The organism is Streptomyces sp. NPDC058051, from assembly GCF_042885475.1.
In the GTDB taxonomy this organism is placed as follows: domain Bacteria; phylum Actinomycetota; class Actinomycetes; order Streptomycetales; family Streptomycetaceae; genus Streptomyces.
In genome coordinates this window covers 189,962-207,631 of record NZ_JBHVRW010000012.1, presented here as the reverse complement: position 1 = coordinate 207,631, position 17,670 = coordinate 189,962, and the positions used below count along the sequence as shown (strand labels likewise).

Here is a 17,670-nt window from a genome sequence, read left to right as displayed (position 1 = left end):
GTTGTCACCGAACCCCGGAGCGGGCATCCGGTTTCGGCCCCTCTTTCGGGGGCATCCGATGGCAGCCGTTGTTATCGCCGCTCTCGCCGGGGCACAGTAGCGCCCCACGAGGTGATTGCCTCATACAACCGGCCCGGACGGACGGAACCCCACGCGTGACGGAGCACCCCACCTCCCACGAAGGCCGGCAGCCTCTCGCCGCCCGGTCGCAGGAGCGCACCCGGCCGCGGCAGCAGGATGCCGCGTCGGCCGTTTCCCCTGCCTCCGCGATCCCCGGCCCGGCCACGCCGCCGGGCGCGGTGGCGAATGCGGCGGCCTCGGCAGCTTCGGCGGCGAACGCCGCCCCCATCGGACTCGACCCGCAGGCAGCGGTCCGCCGCGAGGGCGACCGCTTGCGTTTCGTCGGGGCGGCCACCCGGCGGATCGCCCGCGGCATAGATCTGGACGAGATCGTGCTGGGCCTGTGCCGGGCCAGCGTGCCCACGTTCTCCGACGCCATACTGGTCTACCTCCGCGACCCGCTGCCGGTCGGCGACGAGCGGCCGGTCTCCCCTTTCGTCCTGCGGCTGCGCCGGTCCGACCGGCTGCGGCTGAACGAGGAGGAGACCGAGACCTCGTCGGAGATCGAACGGCTGCGGCTGCCCGTCATCGATCCGCACGGCGACATGCCCCCGGCGGCCGAGCTGTGCGAGGTCCGCTCCGGCGGCGCGCTCGACGAGGTGCTGCGCGGTGTGCGGCCGGTCTTCGGCGATTCCGCCGCGGCCCGCGCCGCGCTGCCCGAACTGCTCGGCACCGGCCGGTCCGCACCCACCGGACACCGTGCGATCCTCGCCCCGCTGCGCGGACGGCGACGGGTGATCGGCGCCGCCGTCTTCCTGCGCGGGACCGAGCGGGCGCCCTTCGAGGCCAACGACCTGCTCGTCGCCGCGCAGCTGGCGACGCACACCGCGCTCGGCATCGACAAGGCCGTGCTGTACGGCCGTGAGGCGTACATCGCCGACGAGTTGCAGCGCACCATGCTGCCCGACTCGCTGCCGCAGCCGACCGGTGTCCGGCTGGCCTCCCGCTACCTCCCGGCCGCGGAGACGGCCCGGGTCGGCGGTGACTGGTACGACGCGATCCCGCTGCCCGGCAGCAGGGTCGCCCTGGTCGTCGGCGACGTCATGGGCCACTCCATGACCTCCGCGGCGATCATGGGCCAGCTGCGTACCACCGCGCAGACCCTCGCCGGGCTCGACCTGCCGCCGCAGGAGGTGCTGCACCACCTCGACGAGCAGGCGCAGCGGCTCGGCACCGACCGCATGGCGACCTGCCTCTACGCGGTGTACGACCCGGTCACGCACCGCATCACCATCGCCAACGCCGGGCATCCGCCGCCCGTCCTGCTCCATCTGGGCGGTCGCGCGGAGGTGCTGCGGGTGCCGCCCGGCGCCCCGATCGGCGTCGGCGGCGTGGACTTCGAGGCCGTCGAGCTGGACGCACCCTCGGGCGCCACACTGCTGCTGTACACCGACGGTCTCGTGGAGTCCCGGCTGCGGGACGTCTGGACCGGGATCGAGCAGCTGCGCGAACGGCTCGCCACCACCGCGCGGCTCACCGGACCGGACCATTCGCCGCCGCTGGAGGCCCTCTGCGACGACGTGCTCGACATGCTCGGTCCGGGCGACCGGGACGACGACATCGCTCTGCTGGCCGCCCGGTTCGACGGGATCGCGCCAAGTGATGTCGCCTACTGGCACCTGGAACCGGAAGAGTCCGCTCCGGGACGCGCCCGCAGGCTGGCCCGCCGGGCACTGAGCCGCTGGGGGCTCGACGATCTCTCCGACTCGGTGGAACTGCTGGTCAGCGAGGTGGTGACCAACGCGGTGCGCTATGCGGAGCGGCCGGTGACGCTGCGGTTGCTGCGCACCGACATCCTGCGCTGCGAGGTGGGCGATGACGCACCGCAACTGCCCCGGCAGCGCCGGGCCCGGGACATGGACGAGGGCGGCCGGGGCCTGTTCCTGGTGAACCGGCTGGCCAGACGCTGGGGAGCGACGCGTCTTTCGACCGGCAAGGTGGTCTGGTTCGAGATGCCGACCCGGGGCCAGTAGGAGGAGCCGGGGACAGCCCGGTACGGACGGTAGCCAAATGTTGCCGACCTCCTGTCGGCGGAGTTGACTTCAGTCGTGAACGAGACGACCTGACCCAAACCCCACCGACGGGAGGACGCTCGTGCCTGAGGACATCAAGACCAAGAACACCCCCTACACCACGAACAACGCCGGAGTCCCGGTGGAGAGCGACGAACACTCGCTCACTGTCGGTTCCGACGGGCCGATCCTGCTCCAGGACCACTACCTCATCGAGAAGATGGCCCAGTTCAACCGTGAACGGGTTCCCGAGCGGGTGGTCCACGCCAAGGGGTCCGGCGCCTACGGCACTTTCGAGGTGACCAACGACATCAGCCAGTTCACCAAGGCCGACCTCTTCCAACCGGGCAAGCGGACCGCCATGCTCGCCCGTTTCTCCACGGTCGCCGGTGAACAGGGATCGCCCGACACCTGGCGCGACCCCCGCGGATTCGCGCTGAAGTTCTACACGGAACACGGCAACTACGACATGGTCGGCAACAACACGCCGGTCTTCTTCGTACGCGACCCGATGAAATTCCAGGACTTCATCCGCTCGCAGAAGCGCCGCCCGGACAGCGCGGTGCGCGACCACGACATGCAGTGGGACTTCTGGACGCTCTCCCCCGAGTCCGCCCACATGGTGACGTGGCTGATGGGCGACCGCGGCATCCCGAAGACGTACCGCAACATGAACGGCTACAGCTCGCACACCTACATGTGGGTGAACGCGGGCGGCGAGAAGTTCTGGGTGAAGTACCGCTTCAAGACGGACCAGGGCATCGACTACTACCCGCAGGACGAGGCCGACCGGATGGCCGGCGTCGACGGCGATGTCCACCGGCGCGACCTGTTCGAGTCGATCCAGCGGGGTGACCACCCGAGCTGGACGCTCTACGTCCAGGTCATGCCGTTCGACGACGCTCCGGACTACCGGTTCAACCCGTTCGACCTCACGAAGGTGTGGCCGCACGGCGACTACCCGGAGATCGAAGTCGGCCGGATGACGCTGAACGAGAACCCGGAGGACTTCTTCGTCCACATCGAGCAGGCGTCCTTCGAGCCGTCGAACCTGGTGCCCGGCATCGGCCCGTCGCCCGACAAGATGCTGCTCGGCCGGCTCTTCTCGTACCCGGACACCCACCGGTACCGGATCGGCCCGAACTACGCGCAGCTTCCCCCGAACCGTCCGCGGTTCGGCCGGAACTCGTACGCGAAGGACGGCCCCATGCGGTACGAGCCGGCTCGTACGGGAGCGGTCTACGCGCCGAACTCGTACGGCGGTCCGGCCGCGGACACCGAGCGCTTCGGCGACCCGGCGGGCTGGGCGACGGCGGGCGAGATGGTGCACGAGGCGTACAAGCTGCACAGCGAGGACGACGACTGGGGCCAGCCGGGCACGTTCGTCCGCAATGTCCTCGACGACGCGGCGCGCGAGCGCCTGGTGTCGAACATTTCCGGCCATCTGCTGGACGGCGTGAGCGCCCCGGTCCTGGAGCGCGCGTTCCAGTACTGGCGCAACGTCGACAAGGACCTCGGCGACCGGATCGCCAAGAAGGTCAACGGCGGCTGACACCGTCGTACGAGAGGCATGGGCCAGGGGCGGTGCCGGCCGGCACCGCCCCTGACGCACGCGCTCACTGCTGCGACGTGCCGCTGCCGATGTTGTTGTTGCTGTTGTTGCCCGGCCGTCCTTGGTCCGCTCCGTCGCCGGGCAGGACCGGGGACTCGCTCGGCAGCCCCGGCGACTCGCTCGGCGGATCGATGGGCGACTGGCTGGCCGAGTCGCTGGGCGACTCGATGGGACTCTGCGACGGCGAAGTCGACGGCTGGGAGGGCGACAGGTCGGGGCTCGGCGACGTCGAAGGGCTCATCGACGGGCTGGCCGGTGTGGTGACCTCACCGCGCTCGACGTCCTGCAGGTCGAACTGGGCACTGGAGCCGCCGTTGAGCGCGGCCAGGGTGTAGTCCGCCCAGATCTGCGCCGGGAAGCCGCCACCGTTGGCCCGGCCGGAGTTGGCGGTACCGGTCAGGCTGACCTGGCCGCCGCCTTCCTTGGGGGATTCACCGAAGAGTGCCACGACCGTGGTGAGCTGCGGGGTGTAGCCCGCGAACAGGGCGGCCTTGTTGTTCTCGGAGGTACCCGTCTTGCCGGCCGCGTCGTACGCCGGGGTGTTGGCCGCCTGGCCGGAGCCGCTGTCCACGACGCCCCTGAGGACGGAGGTCACGGTGTCCGCGGACTTGCGGCTGATCACCTGGTCGCCGACGCCCTTGACCGGCTCGACCGTCCGGTCGCGGTGCTTGGCGGACTTCACGATGAACGGGGTGACCTTCTTGCCGTGGTTGTCGAGCGTGGCGTACGCGCCCGCCATGTCCCACGTCGAGGCGTTCATCGTGCCGAGCGTGATGGCGGGGCGCTCGGGGAAGTTCTTGTCCGGTATGCCGAGTGCCAGCGCGGTCTTCTTCACGTCGCTCGGGCCGACGTCGACGACCATCTGCGCGAAGACCGAGTTGATCGACGCGTTCATCGCCCTCTGCACGGTGACGTCGCCGTAGCTCCGGTTGTCCTCGTTCTCCGGGGCGAACGGGGTGTCGCTGCCGACGACCGGCCGCTTGCTGGTGCCGTCGTACCGGGTGTTGACCCCGATCAGGTCGCCGCCCTGGGTCTTCGACTCGTTCTCCAGCGCCGAGGCGAGCACCAGCGGCTTGAAGGTGGAGGCGGGCTGGTAGTCCTGGCGGGTGGCGTTGGATATGTAGTGCTTGACGTAGTCCACGCCGCCGTAGAGCGCGACGACCGCGCCGGTCTTCGGATCGACGGAGGTGGCACCCGCCTGGACGGTCGCGTCGACCTTGTTGCCCTTGCGGTCCAGCTTGGTCTCCAGCTGGCGGTCGACCGCCTGCTCCAGCTGCTTCTGCCGCTTCTTGTCGATGTTGAGGGTGAAGGTCCAGCCGCCGGCCTGCCGCATGTCGCCCGTGATGCCCTGCTTGTCGAGCTCCTTGTTGGCGGCCTCGACGAGATAGCCGGTCTGGCCCTCCATGCCGGGGGCCGGCTTGGGCTTGTCCGGGACGGGGAACTTCAGGGTGTCGCGCTCGGACTTGTCGAGCCAGTGCATCTCGACCATGTTGTCGAGCGTGTAGCCCCAGCGGTCCTTGACGAGCTTCTTGCCGGTGTCCGTCGCGGACGCCCAGTCGTACTGGCTGGGGGCCTGGAGCAGCGCGGCCAGATAGGCGCCCTGGGAGACGTTGAGGTCCTTGGCGTCGACGCCGTAGTACGCCTGGGCCGCGGCCTGGATCCCGCTCGCGCCGCGCCCGTAGTACGCGGTGTTGATGTACCCGGCGAGGATGTAGTTCTTGGTCTTCTTCTGGTCGACCTTGAGCGAGATCACCAGCTCTTTGAGCTTGCGGCTGACCGTCGGGTCCTGCGTCAGGTAGTAGTTCTTCACGTACTGCTGGGTGATGGTCGAGCCACCCTGCTTGCCCTTGCCGGAGAGCGTGTTGAGGATGCCGCGGGCGGTGCCCTTCAGGTCGACGCCCTGGTCCTTGTAGAACGTCTTGTTCTCGGCGGCGACGAAGGTGTGCTGCACGGCCTTGGGGACCTCGGCGAGGTCCACGATCTGGCGGTTGACCCCGTCACCGGTGCGGGTCAGAAGTGTGCCGTCGCTGTACTGGTAGACGTTGCTCTGCCGCTCGGCCAGGTCGTTGGCCTTCGGAATGTCCACGTACAGGTACAGGGCGACGAAGGCACCCATGATCAGCAGGCAGAACCCGAAGAACGTGCCCAGCATTTTCCGCCAGGTGAAGAGTCTGCGTATGCCGCCGCTCTTCGCGGCCCGCCGCGCCCCGCGCTGCCGGGCTCGTCGCGCATCCGCTCGACCCATCGCTGTGGTGCTCCCGTTTCTCTGCTCGACCAGATCAGCTCAGCCCAGCCAGCTAACACCGTCGGCAAGGACAAAAGGCAAGCGATGTGGTCTTTTCCGGACGTGACAAACAGCACGCACTCTCTAGGGAACCGACTCATGAGAGGCGTCGAGGGTTGCGAATTCGCGTAATGTGTAATCACATTGCTAGCACTGACTCAGTCGCTCGAAACGGGGGAGCCCATGCCCGGCCCAGGCAATCCGCACGAAGTGTCCGCTCTGTCCGCAGATCTCACACCCGATGCTCCCGACATGCCCGAACCGCAGGTGAGAGAGGTGACGGCGCACAGCATTCCCGGCGGCCTCGGCCTGCTGCTGACCATGATCGGAGCGATCGTCGGCATCGGTCTCATCGTCACCGGAGGCGTCGTCAGCTCGGACGGGAACAACGGGCTGGGGGTGCCGGTGCTCGTCTTCGGCATCCTGCTCGTCATCGCCTCGCTCTTCTGCATGACGGGTGTGAAGATGGTCGCACCGGGCGAGGCGCGGGTGATCCAGCTCTTCGGCCGGTACGTCGGCACGATACGCACCGACGGGCTGCGCTGGATCAACCCGCTCACCAGCAGCCGGAAGATCTCCACCCGGGTCCGCAACCACGAGACCACGGTCCTGAAGGTCAACGACGCCTACGGCAACCCGATCGAGCTCGCCTCGATCGTCGTGTGGAAGGTCGAGGACACCGCGCAGGCACTCTTCGAGGTCAACGACTTCCGGGAGTTCGTCGCCACCCAGACCGAGGCCGCCGTCCGGCACATCGCGATCGAGTACCCGTACGACGCCCACGAGGAGGGCGGCCTCTCCCTGCGCGGCAACGCGGAGGAGATCACCGAGAAGCTGGCCGTGGAGCTCACCACCCGGGTGCAGGCCGCCGGTGTGCGGATCATCGAGTCACGCTTCAGCCATCTCGCGTACGCCCCCGAGATCGCCTCCGCGATGCTCCAGCGCCAGCAGGCCGGTGCCGTGGTGGCGGCCCGGCAGCAGATCGTCGAGGGCGCGGTCGGCATGGTCGAGATGGCGCTGAACCGGATCGCCGAGCAGGACATCGTCGAATTGGACTCGGAGCGGAAGGCGGCCATGGTCAGCAATCTGATGGTGGTCCTGTGCGGTGACCGTGCGGCGCAGCCGGTCCTCAACACGGGCACTCTCTACCAGTGACGGACGAGACGCCCGGTCCCAGGCAGCCGCCACAGCGCAAGCAAATGCTGCTGCGGCTGGATCCCGCGGTGCACGACGCCCTGGCCCGCTGGGCGTCCGACGAACTGCGCAGCGCGAACGCCCAGATCGAGTTCCTGTTGCGCAGGGCCCTGGCGGAGGCGGGCCGTCTGCCGGGCGCGGCCCGCCCGATCCCCCGCCGGGGGCGCCCTCCGAAGCCTCGGTGACCAGGGGGCCCGCTTCCCGGAGTCGCGGTGACCTCGGGGCCGCGGGCCCTGTTCCGACCCACAGCCCTGTTCCGACCCACGGCCCCGTTCCGACCCACGGCCCCGTTCCGGCCCACAGCCCCGCGGGCCGGAACAGGGCCCGGCGCAGGCCCCCGACCCTCGGTATACACCCGAGGTATACACAGCATGTACAGTGCTCGGCATGTCTATCGGCCACACCCTGCTCGGACTCCTGGAGTCCGGCCCGCGCCACGGCTACGACCTCAAGCGCGCGTTCGACGAGAAGTTCGGGCACGACCGCCCGCTGCACTACGGCCAGGTCTACTCGACCATGTCCCGGCTCCTCAAGAACGGCCTCGTCGAGGTCGACGGCGTCGAGAGCGGAGGCGGCCCCGAGCGCAAGCGGTACGCCATCACCGAGGCGGGCGTGACCGATGTCGGCGCCTGGCTCGCGCAGCCGGAGAAGCCCGAGCCGTACCTGCAGTCGACGCTCTACACCAAGGTCGTCCTGGCCCTGCTCACCGGCCGCAGCGCCGAAGCCCTGCTGGACAGCCAGCGCACCGAGCACCTGCGCCTCATGCGCATCCTCACCGATCGAAAGCGCAAGGGAGACCTCGCGGACCAGCTGATCTGCGACCACGCGCTCTTCCACCTCGAAGCCGATCTGCGCTGGCTGGAACTGACCGCCGCCCGACTGGACCGGCTCGCCGCGGAGGTGACCGCATGACCCCCACCGGCTCCCTGCTCAGCGCCGACAGCCTGTACAAGTCGTACGGCTCCACACCCGCGCTCGACGGCGCCTCGTTCTCCATCCACCCGGGCGAGGTGGTCGCCGTCATGGGCCCGTCCGGCTCCGGCAAGTCGACCCTGCTGCACTGCCTCGCCGGGATCGTCACCCCCGACACGGGCACGATCACCTACGCGGGCCGCGAGCTCACCGCGATGTCGGACGCCGAACGCAGCGCGCTGCGCCGCACCGAGTTCGGCTTCGTCTTCCAGTTCGGCCAGCTCGTGCCCGAACTGACCTGCGTGGAGAACGTCGCTCTGCCGCTCCGTCTGGGCGGCGCCCGGCGCAAGCACGCGGAGGCCACCGCCCGCCACTGGCTGGAGCGCCTGGAGGTCGAGCACATCGGCGCCAAACGCCCGGGCGAGGTCTCCGGCGGCCAGGGCCAGCGCGTCGCCGTGGCCCGTGCGCTGGCCTCGTCCCCGAAGGTGATCTTCGCCGACGAGCCGACCGGCGCCCTGGACTCCCTCAACGGAGAGCGGGTCATGGAACTGCTCACCGAGGCCGCCAGGTCCGCGAACGTCGCCGTCGTCCTGGTGACCCACGAGGCCCGGGTCGCCGCGTACTCCGACCGTGACGTCACCGTGCGCGACGGCCGGGCCCGCAGCCTGGAGCACGTGGCATGACCCTGCTCGACCACAAGAACACCCCGGCCGAGGCACCGCCCCGGCCGACGCCGCCCACCGGCTTCGCCGCCCTGCTGCGCGCTCTCGGCCTGGGTATCCGGTTCGCCGTCTCCGGCGGGCGCGAGGGCTGGATCCGCACCCTGCTGACCGCCGTCGGTGTCGGCCTGGGGGTGGCGCTGCTGCTGACCGCCGCCTCCGCACCGCATCTGCTCGACCAGCGGTCCGCGCGTGATCAGGCCCGCGCCGAGACCAAGATCTCCGAGTCGCCCGACGTCTCGGCCGAGAAGTCGGACACCTCGGTGCTTCGGATCAACGCGGAGACGGAGTACCGCGGTCGCGTCGTCGACGGCTTCCTGATGCGCGCCGACGGCGCCCACCCCGTCGTCCCGCCGGGCGTCGCGCGCTTCCCCGCCGCGGGCGAGATGGTGGTCTCCCCCGCGCTGAAGAAGCTGCTCGGCTCCTCGGAGGGACGTCTCCTCAAGGAACGGCTGCCGTACCGGATCACCGGCACGATCGCCGACGCGGGCCTGGTCTCCCCGGGCGAACTCCTCTTCTACACGGGCAGCGACACTCTGACCCCCGCCAACGGCGGTCACCGGATCGCCGGTTACGGCAACCCGGGCCCGGGCGAGGAGATGCCGCCGATCCTCATCGTGCTGATCATCATGATCTGCGTGGTGCTGCTGGTGCCGGTCGCGATCTTCATCGCGACGGCCGTGCGTCTCGGCGGAGACCGCCGCGACCGCCGGCTCGCCGCACTGCGTCTGGTCGGTGCGGACATCCGGATGACGCGCCGGATCGCGGCCGGCGAGGCGTTCTGCGGAGCGGTGCTCGGTCTGCTCACCGGTCTGGTGATCTTCCTGGCGGGACGCCGGTTCGTGGGCTCCGTCCAGGTGTGGAACGTCAGCGCCTTCCCTGCGGACCTGGTCCCCGATCCCTTGCTGGCCGCGCTGATCGCCGTCGCGGTTCCGGTGGCCGCGGTGCTCGTCACACTGGCGGCCCTGCGCTCCGTGGTGATCGAACCGCTCGGCGTCGTACGCAACGGCCGCAGCCGCGGGCGCCGGCTCTGGTGGCGGCTGCCGGTGCCGGTCGCGGGACTGGCGGTGCTCGCGCTGACCGGAAAGGTCGACGAATTCACCCCGGTCAATCCGTATCCGATCGCGGGCGGCGCCGTCCTGGTCCTGGTCGGCCTCGCGCTGCTGCTGCCCTGGCTGGTCGAGGCGTGCGTGAACCGGCTGCGCGGCGGCCCGGTGCCCTGGCAGCTCGCGACCCGCAGACTCCAGCTGAGCAGCGGGGCGGCATCCCGTGCGGTCAGCGGCATCACGGTCGCGGTGGCGGGCGCGGTGGCGCTGCAGATGCTGTTCGCCGCGGTGGGCGACGAGTTCAACCGGATGACGGGCCAGGACCCGACGCGGGCCCAGTTCTACACGTTCTCCGAGAACGTCACCGGTGACGCGGCCACCCGGACCATCAAGGAGTTCCGTGGCACCAAGGGGGTGGAGACGGTCATCGGCATGGTCGAGTCGTACGCCGTCAAGCCGGGCACGTACGAGGGTGACGAAGTCCAGCCCACCACCTCACTGATCATCGGCGACTGCGCGACCCTGCGCGAGATCGCCCGGATCGGCTCCTGCGAGGAGGGCGACGCGTTCGTCGTCCATCCCAAGGACAAGGACATGGCCGACTGGACCGACAAGGCGGCCCGCAAGGGCAAGCCGGTCGAACTCAACTACGAGGCGGGGTCGGTACCCGGCGAGAAGTCGAAGCTGTGGACCCTGCCCGCCGACGCTCCGACCGTGGACTCCCGCCGTGATCCGATGGGCGAGGAGCACTGGGGCATCATGGCGACCGTCGGCGCCATCGACCCGAGCACCCTGCCGCACGCACAGACCAACGCGCAGATACGGGTGGACGAGAGCGTCGAGGACGTCGCCGAGTTCGTACGGAACACAGCGGCCCGGCTCGACCCCGGGATGCGCGTCGTGACCCTCAGCTCGGTGGCCCGTGACCGGCAGTACGCCAGTGTGCAGACGGGCCTCAAGGTCGGCGCGACCGCGACCCTGCTGCTGATCGCCGCCGCCATGCTGGTCTCGCAGCTGGAACAGCTCCGGGAGCGCAGGCGTCTGCTGTCGGTGCTGGTCGCCTTCGGCACCCGGCGGACCACGCTCGGCTGGTCGGTGCTCTGGCAGACCGCCGTCCCCGTGGTCATCGGCCTGGCAGTGGCCGTCGCGGGCGGCCTCGGCCTGGGTGCGCTGATGATCCGGATGATCGACAAGAAGGTCACCGACTGGTGGTTGTTCCTGCCGATGACGGGGGCGGGCGCGGCGCTGATCCTGCTGGTCACCGTGGTCTCGCTGCCACCGCTGTGGCGCATGATGCGCCCGGACGGCCTGCGTACGGAGTGACGGCGCGATCGCGCGCAGGGGGTGCGGTCCGGGAACGGGCCGTGCCCCTTCGTACGGAGTGACGGCGCGGTCGCGCCGCAGGGGGTGCGGTCCGGGAACGGGCCGTGCCCCTTCGTCCGCCGCCCGCGGCTACCGGCCCGCCGTCACCCGTACGGGCAACGCCGCCATCGCCTCCCTGAGCGCCGCCGCGAACTCCTCGAACTCCTCGTGCCGCGCCGCCCCCGAGCGCATCGCCAGCGCCACCCGCCGTGACGGTGCGGGATCCGCGAAGTACCCGGTGGCCAGCGCGTCGTTGCGGCCGGTCTCGACCGTCACCGCGGTGCGCGGCAGCAGCGTCACCCCGAGCCCGCCGGCGACCAGCTGCACCAGCGTGGAGAGCCCGGCCGCGGTCGTGGTGACCGGCGCGCCCTCCGTACGCCCCGCTTCCCTGCATATGTCCAGCGCCTGGTCGCGCAGGCAGTGCCCCTCGTCGAGGAGCAGCAGCGGCAGCTCGCGCAGGGCCTCGCGCGGAAGGTCGCTGCGTCCGCCGAGCCAGTGGTCCCGCTCCATCACGAGGACGAAGTCCTCGTCGAAGAGCGGAAGTTCGCTCACGCCCGGCACCCCGAGCGGCACGGCGAGCAGCAGCAGATCCAGCCTCCCCGCGGCCAGGCCCTCCAGCAGCGAGGAGGTCTGCTCCTCGTGCACCTGGAGGTCGAGCTCCGGGTACAGCTCGTGGACCAGGCGCAGCACGGTCGGCAGCAGATACGGTGCGACGGTCGGGATCACGCCGAGCCTGAGCACTCCGGTGAACGGCGCCCGGACCGCCTCGGCCTCCTCCATCAGCTCCCCCACGGCCTCCAGCACCACCCGGGCCCGGCCCGCGAGCCGCTCCCCCGCCGGCGAGAGCAGCACCTTGCGCGTCGTACGCTCGATGAGCTGGACACCCAGCGCCTCTTCCAGCGCCGACACGGCACCGGACAGCGCCGGCTGGCTCATCCCGATCGCTGCCGCGGCGTCCCTGAAGTGCAGATGCTCGGCGACGGCCACGAACGCGCGCAACTGCGACAGGCTGGGCTGTTTGATCCGATTGCCCTGATTACTCTGCGCCACTGATAGGCACCTCCGATCATCGTGCCCGAGTGTAGCTATTTCCGCGATCAATGCACTCTGTGCCAAGGTAGTGATCGTCCAACCCTCAGGAACTCCCCCAAAGGGGATGTCCTACGCTGCAAGGAGAGCGCGTGCTCACTGTCGGTGACAAGTTCCCCGAGTTCGACCTGACTGCTTGTGTCTCGCTGGAGAGCGGCAAGGAGTTCGAGCAGATCAACCACAAGACCTACGAGGGCAAGTGGAAGATCGTCTTCGCGTGGCCGAAGGACTTCACCTTCGTGTGCCCCACCGAGATCGCCGCCTTCGGCAAGCTGAACGACGAGTTCGCCGACCGTGACGCCCAGGTCCTCGGCTTCTCCGGTGACTCCGAGTTCGTGCACCACGCCTGGCGCAAGGACCACCCGGACCTGACCGACCTGCCTTTCCCGATGCTGGCCGACTCGAAGCACGAGCTCATGCGTGACCTCGGCATCGAGGGCGAGGACGGGTTCGCCCAGCGCGCCGTCTTCATCGTCGACCAGAACAACGAGATCCAGTTCACGATGGTGACCGCCGGTTCCGTGGGCCGTAACCCCAAGGAGGTCCTGCGGGTCCTGGACGCCCTGCAGACCGACGAGCTGTGCCCCTGCAACTGGACCAAGGGCGAGAACACCCTCGACCCGGTCGCGCTCCTCGCGGGCGAGTGAGCCGGCAGCGACATGGCACTCGACGAACTGAAGGCCGCCGTCCCGGACTTCGCCAAGGACCTGAAGCTGAACCTGGGTTCGGTCATCGGGAACAGTGAGCTTCCGCAGCAGCAGCTGTGGGGCACCGTCCTCGCCTGCGCGATCGCCTCGCGCTCGCCGAAGGTGTTGCGCGAACTGGAGCCGGAGGCGAAGGCCAACCTCTCCGCGGAGGCGTACACCGCCGCGAAGTCGGCCGCCGCCATCATGGCGATGAACAACGTCTTCTACCGGACCCGGCACCTGCTGTCGGACCCCGAGTACGGGACGCTCCGTGCGGGCCTGCGGATGAACGTCATCGGCAAGCCCGGTGTGGAGAAGATCGACTTCGAACTGTGGTCGCTCGCCGTCTCCGCGATCAACGGCTGCGGCCAGTGCCTGGACTCCCACGAGCAGGTGCTGCGCAAGGCCGGCGTGGACCGTGAGACCATCCAGGAAGCCGTCAAGATTGCTTCGGTGATCCAGGCGGTCGGCGTGACCCTCGATGCCGAGGACGTGCTCGCCCAGCAGTAACCCTGGTACGAGAAGGGCCCCGTGGACGACCGACCATCCTCGGGGCCCTTCTTCCGTTCACAGAATCATCCGTTCACTCGGTCTTCCGGCCGCCGCCCTCGTCGTCGTCGCCGTGGTCGGTGTTCTCGGGCGGCGATCCCGGTGCGGGCGTGGGAGCGACGTCGAGCGCGGTCGCCCCGTGCGGGGGCGGGGCGTGCCGCAGGGCTTCTTCCTGCCCGTACGCCCGCAGATAGCCGACCACCGTATTGGTGACCGCGACCAGCGGCACCGCCACGACGGCGCCGCCGATGCCCGCGATCATGCCGCCCGCGGCGACCGAGAGCACGACCGCGAGCGGGTGCACCCGTACCGCGCGCCCCAGGATGAAGGGTTGCAGCACATGACCCTCGATCTGCTGGACGGCGAGCACCACGACCAGCACCATCAGCGCGGTGAACACCCCCTCGGTGACCAGTGCCACGACCACCGCGAGCGCTCCGGAGATCACCGCGCCGACCAAGGGGATGAAGGCGAAGAGGAAGATGAAGACGGCGAGCGGCACCGCCATCGGCACGTTGAGGAACCAGATCCCGAGCCCGATGAAGATCGCGTCGATCAGCGCCACGAGCACGGTGCCCCGCACATACGCGGTCAGGGTCCGCCAGGCGCGCGGCCCGGCGCCCGCGACACCGGGCCGGGCCTGGGCGGGCACCAGCTTCAGCACCCAGTGCCAGATGCGCTTCCCGTCGTACAGCAGGAAGAGCGTCGAGAACATCGCGAGCACCATCCCGGTGAGGAACTCCACCATCACGGTGACGCCCTGGAGACCGGCGGAGGTGATCTGCTCGGTGTTGGTGCCGATGGTGTCGCTGAGGTTCTTCGCCACGTCGTTGATCTGCTGCTCGGTGACGTGGAAGGGGCTGTCGAGCAGCCAGTTCTTCAGATCGTCGATACCCGTGCGGACCTTGTCGGAGAGGGTGTCGAGGTTGTCCATGACCTGCCAGACAACGAACCAGCCGACCAGCCCGATGATGACGAAGCCCAGGATCGCCGTGACCGCCGTGGCCAGTCCGCGCGGCAGACCGTACCGCCGCAGCCGGGCGACCGTCGGCTGGAGCATCGCGGTGACGAGCAGCGCGGCGACGAACGCCAGAACCACCAGTTGTACGGCGCTGATGACCCGCATCAGCACCCAGAGCGTGCCCGCCAGGACGAGCAGCCGCCAGCCCGCCTCGGCCGCGACGCGCATGCCCCACGGGATCGCCGCGACCGGATCGGGCCGGGCCGCGACGGAGGGGGCGTACGCGGGGGGCGGTGGCACCCGGTCGTTCACGGCACCGCGCCCGTCCGTCCCGGCCCCGGCGGGCACCGCGGCGGGCTCCGACGACTCGATCGGCACGGCGTCGCCCCCTTCGGCTTCGGCCTCGGCTCTGCGCTGCTCCAGCCGCCCGCCCAGTTGCGTCAGTTCGGCGCCCAGGCGGCCGAGCCACCCCGGAAGTTTCGACATGATCGCCCCTCTCCCCCGTCTTCTCTCCCCACCGCTTCCCCGCCGAGCGTTCGAAATGACCGTACACGCGCGAAGCCCCTCACCGTAGGACGGCGAGGGGCTTCGAAAAGGTTGAGACCGGAACCCGAAAGGGTTCTAGTACCAGCCGTTGGCCTGCCAGAAGGACCATGCGCCACACGGGCTCTTGTAGCGGACGTCCATGTAGCTGAGGCCCCACTTGATCTGCGTGGCCGGGTTGGTCTGCCAGTCCGCGCCGGCAGAGGCCATCTTCGAGCCGGGCAGCGCCTGGACGAGGCCGTAGGCACCGGAGGACGGGTTGCTCGCCCGGTAGTTCCAGCTCGATTCGTGGTTCACGATGTTGCTGAAGCACTGGAACTGGTCGGCGGGCACCATCTGACGCGCCATCGCCTGGACCTCGGCCACGGTGTACGAGCTCTGCGAGGCGAAGCTGGCAGCGCTGCGGACCGCGGAACGGCTGGCACGCTCGGCCTCCTTGGCCTTGCGCTCCTCCTCCAGCTTGGCCTCGGCCGCCTGCTTCTTCGACTTGGCGTCCTTGGCGGCCTGGATGCGGGCCGCTTCCTCGACGGACTTCTTCGCCGCAGCGTCGGCCGCGGACGCCTGCGCGTCCGCCTGCTGCGTCAGCGAGGCCGTCTGCACCTGGGCCTGCTGGCCCGCAGGGATGTCGGCGAGAAGCGTCGTGTCGGCTGCGGTCGCCTCGAAGTTGTTGTCGTCGGCAGCGGGAGTGCTGCCCGAGGCAACGCCTACGACGGCGCCGACGGTGGTGACCGCGGTGGCTGACGCCACGGCGAACCCCCGGACCGAGATCCGGCTCACACGGTGTCCTTCCAGCATCGCCCGCTTAGGTGACCTCGCGGACGCAATCGTGCCCCTGACGCTGGCCTCCCTACTGCTTGGGTCACGGGAGGCACGGGCCCGGTGGGCGACTCCCCGGAGGAAGCGCCGCGTGGTACTCGCGGGCGGCATACGGACGGCGGTTGTTGAGTTGTGTGGTGCGGAGCACCTCTGGAGGTGCGGGTGTGCCGTATGCGGGGCCTGACGGAAGCAAGACTCTGCCGGAACGGCACACCGGGAGGCAATTCCCTGTTGCGTGTGAAAGCTCACACCCCGTATGGAGCAAGTGATGTGCGAAAGAGCCGCACAGCACGGTGCCGCCCGGCTAAGCTCTTTCGCTCGCCGGGCGGCACCAACGGTCATATCCCGTATCAGATGTGGCCGTCCTCCAGCATTTCGGTCACCAGCGCGGCGATCTGTGAACGCTCGGAGCGGGTGAGCGTGACATGCGCGAAGAGCGGATGCCCCTTCAGCTTCTCGACCACGGCGACGACTCCGTCGTACCGGCCGACCCTGAGGTTGTCGCGCTGCGCCACATCGTGCGTGAGCACCACCCGGGAGTTCGCCCCGATCCGGGACAGCACGGTCAGCAGCACGTTCCGTTCGAGCGACTGCGCCTCGTCGACGATCACGAAGGCGTCGTGGAGCGAGCGGCCCCGGATATGGGTGAGCGGCAGGATCTCCAGCATGCCGCGCCCCAGCACCTCCTCGATCACCTCGCGTCCGGCGACCGCCGAGAGCGTGTCGAAGACGGCCTGGGCCCAGGGGCTCATCTTCTCGGCCTCGGTGCCGGGGAGGTAGCCGAGCTCCTGGCCGCCGACCGCGTACAGCGGGCGGAAGACCATCACCTTCTGGTGCTGGCGCCGCTCCAGGACGGCTTCGAGCCCGGCGCAGAGCGCCAGTGCCGACTTCCCCGTACCGGCCCGGCCGCCCAGCGACACGATGCCGACCTCATGGTCGAGGAGGAGATCCAGCGCGATGCGCTGCTCGGCGCTGCGTCCGTGGATACCGAAGACCTCGCGGTCACCGCGCACCAGCCGCACGTTGCCCTCGGCGGTGACCCGGCCGAGCGCCTTGCCGCGCTCGGACTGCAGGACCAGCCCGGTGTGCACGGGCAGTTCGGCGGCTTCGGGGACGTACAGCGTCTCCTCGCCGTAGAGCAGATCCACCTGCTCGGCGGCGAGGGACAGTTCCGACATGCCCGTCCAGCCGGAGTCGGTGATGGCCAGTTCGGCGCGGTACTCCTCGGCCAGGAGGCCGACCGACGACGCCTTGATGCGCAGCGGCAGGTCCTTGGAGACGACCGTGACGTCGTACCCCTCGGCCTGAAGGTTGCGCGCGACCGCGAGAATCCGTGAGTCGTTGTCCCCCAACCGGTAGCCGGCGGGCAGGACGCCGGGGTCGGAATGGTTGAGCTCGACACGCAGGGTTCCGCCCAGATCCCCGAGCGGGATCGGGGCATCCAGCCGGCCGTAGCGGGTCCGGAAATCGTCCAGCAGGCGCAGGGCCTGGCGGGCGAAGTACCCCAGCTCCGGGTGGTGCCGTTTGGCCTCCAGTTCCGTGACCACGACGATCGGGAGCACGACTTCGTGCTCGTCGAACCGGGCCATGGCGTTCGGATCGGCCAGCAGGACGCTGGTGTCGAGAACATAGGTGCGCCTGTCGGACATGCGGCGCTTTGTGCTGGTCACCACGGAAGGACGTACCCCCTCGGACGAGGTTGGGGTGCGACGGCGTCGCGGAGCATCCCAATGGGAGAGGACGGACCGGGCTGCGACCCCGATGC

The 17,670-nt window shown here is 69.6% G+C and carries 14 protein-coding genes; 9 read left to right on the top strand and 5 right to left on the bottom strand.

The genetic code is table 11. The features are described 5' to 3' along the window. Positions 1–155 precede the first annotated feature (155 nt). Positions 156–2,093: a SpoIIE family protein phosphatase gene (locus ACFVUT_RS20860; protein WP_389651587.1), complete on the top strand. Its 1,938-nt coding sequence runs from the start codon at positions 156–158 to the stop codon at positions 2,091–2,093. A gap of 121 nt (positions 2,094–2,214) precedes the next feature. Then, positions 2,215–3,684, top strand: coding sequence for a catalase (locus ACFVUT_RS20855; RefSeq protein ID WP_389651584.1), 1,470 nt, complete (start codon positions 2,215–2,217; stop codon positions 3,682–3,684). A 64-nt stretch (positions 3,685–3,748) separates the two neighbouring features. Here ACFVUT_RS20855 and ACFVUT_RS20850 read toward each other — a convergent pair whose 3' ends face one another. Beyond that, entirely contained in the window at positions 3,749–5,989 is a 2,241-nt protein-coding gene (locus ACFVUT_RS20850) for a transglycosylase domain-containing protein (protein WP_389651581.1), read from the bottom strand. A 222-nt stretch (positions 5,990–6,211) separates the two neighbouring features. Between ACFVUT_RS20850 and ACFVUT_RS20845 the strand changes: the two genes are divergently transcribed. From ACFVUT_RS20845 to ACFVUT_RS20825, 5 genes are all read left to right on the top strand, one after another. Beyond that, a complete protein-coding gene (locus ACFVUT_RS20845; RefSeq protein ID WP_389651578.1) occupies positions 6,212–7,183 on the top strand; it encodes an SPFH domain-containing protein in 972 nt (323 codons plus the stop codon). Further along, the gene (locus ACFVUT_RS20840; protein ID WP_389651575.1) at positions 7,180–7,407 is read left to right on the top strand and encodes a hypothetical protein; all 228 of its coding nucleotides are present in this window, start codon (positions 7,180–7,182) and stop codon (positions 7,405–7,407) included. Before ACFVUT_RS20845 ends, ACFVUT_RS20840 begins: the two co-directional genes overlap by 4 nt. Before the next feature lie 202 nt (positions 7,408–7,609). After that, positions 7,610–8,134 (top strand): PadR family transcriptional regulator, encoded by a 525-nt coding sequence (locus tag ACFVUT_RS20835; RefSeq protein ID WP_389651572.1) that lies wholly within the window; start codon positions 7,610–7,612, stop codon positions 8,132–8,134. Then, positions 8,131–8,817, top strand: coding sequence for an ABC transporter ATP-binding protein (locus ACFVUT_RS20830; protein WP_389651569.1), 687 nt, complete (start codon positions 8,131–8,133; stop codon positions 8,815–8,817). The genes ACFVUT_RS20835 and ACFVUT_RS20830 overlap by 4 nt, the downstream gene beginning before the upstream one ends. Continuing rightward, positions 8,814–11,222: an FtsX-like permease family protein gene (locus tag ACFVUT_RS20825; protein WP_389651567.1), complete on the top strand. Its 2,409-nt coding sequence runs from the start codon at positions 8,814–8,816 to the stop codon at positions 11,220–11,222. The genes ACFVUT_RS20830 and ACFVUT_RS20825 overlap by 4 nt, the downstream gene beginning before the upstream one ends. 129 nt (positions 11,223–11,351) lie before the next feature. On the opposite strand, the gene ACFVUT_RS20820 is transcribed toward ACFVUT_RS20825, so the two are convergent. After that, positions 11,352–12,311 carry a hydrogen peroxide-inducible genes activator gene (locus tag ACFVUT_RS20820; protein ID WP_389651564.1) on the bottom strand — a complete coding sequence of 320 codons (960 nt, stop codon included), beginning with the start codon at positions 12,309–12,311 and terminating at the stop codon, positions 11,352–11,354. 131 nt (positions 12,312–12,442) lie between these two features. On the opposite strand from ACFVUT_RS20820, the gene ACFVUT_RS20815 reads away from it, so the two are divergent. Then, positions 12,443–12,997, top strand: a complete 555-nt coding sequence (locus tag ACFVUT_RS20815) for a peroxiredoxin (RefSeq protein ID WP_389651561.1) — start codon at positions 12,443–12,445, stop codon at positions 12,995–12,997. Between the two features lie 12 nt (positions 12,998–13,009). Further along, positions 13,010–13,546, top strand: coding sequence for an alkyl hydroperoxide reductase (locus ACFVUT_RS20810; RefSeq protein ID WP_389651559.1), 537 nt, complete (start codon positions 13,010–13,012; stop codon positions 13,544–13,546). A gap of 73 nt (positions 13,547–13,619) precedes the next feature. Here the strand turns inward: ACFVUT_RS20810 and ACFVUT_RS20805 are convergent, their stop codons facing one another. From ACFVUT_RS20805 to ACFVUT_RS20795, 3 genes are all read right to left on the bottom strand, one after another. Then, positions 13,620–15,032: an AI-2E family transporter gene (locus ACFVUT_RS20805; protein WP_389651556.1), complete on the bottom strand. Its 1,413-nt coding sequence runs from the start codon at positions 15,030–15,032 to the stop codon at positions 13,620–13,622. Between the two features lie 135 nt (positions 15,033–15,167). After that, entirely contained in the window at positions 15,168–15,866 is a 699-nt protein-coding gene (locus ACFVUT_RS20800) for a lytic transglycosylase domain-containing protein (RefSeq protein ID WP_389651553.1), read from the bottom strand. Positions 15,867–16,255: 389 nt separating this feature from the next. Beyond that, entirely contained in the window at positions 16,256–17,578 is a 1,323-nt protein-coding gene (locus tag ACFVUT_RS20795) for a PhoH family protein (RefSeq protein ID WP_389651551.1), read from the bottom strand. Between the last annotated feature and the right edge of the window lie 92 nt (positions 17,579–17,670).

Coding starts and splice junctions, on each gene's coding strand:
- ACFVUT_RS20850 (WP_389651581.1), bottom strand. CDS start 5,989: ATGGGTCGAGCGGATGCGCGACGAGCCCGGCAGCGCGGGGCGCGGCGG.
- ACFVUT_RS20845 (WP_389651578.1), top strand. CDS start 6,212: ATGCCCGGCCCAGGCAATCCGCACGAAGTGTCCGCTCTGTCCGCAGAT.
- ACFVUT_RS20835 (WP_389651572.1), top strand. CDS start 7,610: ATGTCTATCGGCCACACCCTGCTCGGACTCCTGGAGTCCGGCCCGCGC.
- ACFVUT_RS20830 (WP_389651569.1), top strand. CDS start 8,131: ATGACCCCCACCGGCTCCCTGCTCAGCGCCGACAGCCTGTACAAGTCG.
- ACFVUT_RS20825 (WP_389651567.1), top strand. CDS start 8,814: ATGACCCTGCTCGACCACAAGAACACCCCGGCCGAGGCACCGCCCCGG.
- ACFVUT_RS20810 (WP_389651559.1), top strand. CDS start 13,010: ATGGCACTCGACGAACTGAAGGCCGCCGTCCCGGACTTCGCCAAGGAC.
- ACFVUT_RS20805 (WP_389651556.1), bottom strand. CDS start 15,032: ATGTCGAAACTTCCGGGGTGGCTCGGCCGCCTGGGCGCCGAACTGACG.